We start from the raw sequence: 2,563 nt of genomic DNA, 5'->3' as shown, positions 1-2,563 counted from the left end.
GTGTATCGCCGATGATAGTGTGGGGTCTCCCCATGTGAAAGTAGGTCACTGCCAGGGCCTTATTTGGAAAACCCCCGTGCCGTCAGGCCCGGGGGTTTTGTTTTTGTTCGCGCAACGCCAACCCGTCAGCACTGTGGGCGGCCGGAATGCGAACCCGCTGGCGTGCCTCTCCTGTTACTCGCCGTGCCGATATCCCCACCATGACCGCAGCCCTTGAAGTCAGTCAACTCGTCAAGACCTACCACGGCGGACTCAAGGCCCTCAAGAGGATTGATCTGAGTGTGGAGGAGGGCGATTTCTTTGCCCTCCTGGGGCCGAACGGTGCCGGCAAGTCCACCCTGATCGGCATCATCGCCTCACTGGTGAACAAGACCAGCGGCGTGGTGCGGGTCTTTGGACATGACCTGGATAGGGACCCGGAAGGGGTGAAGTCGTGTATCGGTTTAGTCCCTCAGGAATTCAACTTCAACCTGTTTCTGCCGGTGGTGGAGGTGGTCGTCAACCAGGCCGGCTATTATGGGATTCCCCGCCGCGAGGCGCGGGTGCGGGCCGAGCGCTATTTGCGCCAACTGGACCTCTGGGATCGCCGCGACACCGAGATGCGTCGCCTCTCCGGTGGTATGAAACGGCGCCTGATGATCGCCCGCGCCTTGGTCCATGAGCCGCGACTGCTGATCCTGGATGAGCCGACCGCCGGGGTTGATATCGAGATCCGCCGCTCCATGTGGATCTTTTTGAAGGAGTTGAACGCCCGGGGCACCACCATCATCCTCACGACCCACTATCTGGAGGAGGCCGAGAGCCTGTGCCGGACGATTGCGATCATCAATGGCGGGGAGATTGCTGAGCACTCCAGTATCGGCTCCTTGCTCGCGCGCCTGAACACCGAGACCTTCGTACTGAACCTCAAGGACCGGGTGGCGCAGTTGCCCCAACTGGACGGCTTCGTACTCACCCAGGTGGATGACTTTACCCTGGAGGTGGAGATGAACCGGGACCATACCATCAATGCGCTCTTTGAGGCCCTGTCGCGTACCGGGATCGAGGTGATCAGCCTGCGCAACAAGCAGAACCGGTTGGAGCGATTGTTCCTGGACTTGGTCGATGGACGGCCCGGGACGTGACACAGTCAACACGTCCGACCGCCTGGGCTTGGCGGCGTTATTGGATCACCTTCACGGCAATTCTCACCAAGGAGGTCCTGCGCTTTACCCGGATCTGGGTACAGACTGTCCTGCCCTCGGTGATTACCACCACCCTGTATTTCGTGATTTTCGGTCAACTCATCGGTCAGCGGATCGGCGACATGGGCGGTCTGGCCTATCTGGACTTCATCGTCCCGGGGCTGGTGCTGATGGCCGTGATTACCAACTCCTATTCCAACGTCGTCTCCTCGTTTTATAGCAGTAAATTCTCGCGCTATGTCGAGGAATTGTTGGTGTCGCCAGCGCCGAACTGGGTGATCCTGTGCGGTTATGTGGCCGGTGGGGTGGCGCGCGGAGTGACCGTGGGGGCGGCGGTGCTGCTGGTGGCCATGCTCTTTACTGAGGTCCACATTTTCAGTGTCGGCGTGACTGTCTTGGTGTCGGTCATGACGGCCGTGCTCTTCGCCTTGGGCGGCTTCATCAACGCCGTTTACGCCAACAGTTTTGATGATATCTCCATTATCCCGATCTTTGTCCTCACGCCGCTGACTTACTTGGGCGGTGTATTCTATTCGATCGACCTATTGCCCCCGTTCTGGCAGGCTGCCTCCCTGGCAAACCCAGTCCTCTATATGGTCAACGGCTTTCGCTACGGCCTGCACGGCGTGAGTGACATCCCCCTGGGGCTGGCGTTCGGGATCATCCTGGTCTTCATCATCGCGCTCACCCTGTTCAGTCTGGCCCTGCTGCGCCGCGGGGTCGGCATCAAGACGTGACAGCGAACCTTCCTCAGACCGTCGCCACGCGCCCTGCCGGCTGCAACCTTGTATCCGGGGGCCGCAAATGGGACTATCAGCGCCTGCCGTTGCCGATTCCCGGCCCCATATATAATGCTTCTGCGCCAACCACCCAGTGCGTGTTGCGCGCGCCCCCCGAGGGACCCGATCTCAGTGACCATGCCTAGTACCAACGACCCGTCCGAATATCGCCGTCACCCCGCCGTGCCCCCACCGCGCCACCGGTTCGTTGGATTTGTCGTGCGGTGGTCGCTCCTGGCCATGGTCGGCGTCGGCCTCGCCGGAGCCCTGTACGGCGTCCATCTGGACCGGGTGGTGCGCGCGAAATTCGAGGGCAAACGCTGGGCCCTGCCGGCGCGGGTCTATGCGCGTCCGTTGGAGATCTACGCGGAGCGTCCATTGACGGCCGAGCAATTTCAGGCGGAGCTCACGCGGCTGAATTATCGGCAGGTGCCTGACCCCGCGGCGGACGGGACCTATAGCCGGGCCGGCGAGCGCTTTGTGGTGCACACGCGTCGCTTCCGCTTCTGGGACGGTGAGGAGCCGGAGCGCCTGCTGGAACTGGATCTCAAGGACGGCAAAGTGGCCGCCTTGCGCGATGCCCGTGATGGCTCATCCCCC

2 protein-coding genes and 1 pseudogene are annotated in these 2,563 nt (G+C 61.5%); all 3 read left to right on the top strand.

Features of this window, described 5'->3' with window-relative positions:
- The first annotated feature begins 200 nt into the window (after window positions 1-200).
- Complete coding sequence (locus tag QZY44_RS22215; protein ID WP_295452594.1) at window positions 201-1,124, top strand: ABC transporter ATP-binding protein; 924 nt, start codon at window positions 201-203, stop codon at window positions 1,122-1,124.
- Window positions 1,121-1,921: an ABC transporter permease gene (locus QZY44_RS22210; RefSeq protein ID WP_295452588.1), complete on the top strand. Its 801-nt coding sequence runs from the start codon at window positions 1,121-1,123 to the stop codon at window positions 1,919-1,921. The genes QZY44_RS22215 and QZY44_RS22210 overlap by 4 nt, the downstream gene beginning before the upstream one ends.
- A 180-nt stretch (window positions 1,922-2,101) precedes the next feature.
- A pseudogene (locus QZY44_RS22205) lies at window positions 2,102-2,563 on the top strand (penicillin-binding protein 1B); the annotation flags it as partial.

It is taken from the genome of uncultured Thiodictyon sp., assembly GCA_903837595.1.
In the GTDB taxonomy this organism is placed as follows: Bacteria; Pseudomonadota; Gammaproteobacteria; order Chromatiales; family Chromatiaceae; genus Thiodictyon.
The sequence above is the reverse complement of the archived record's forward strand: the minus strand, read 5'-3'. Positions and strand labels throughout refer to the sequence as shown.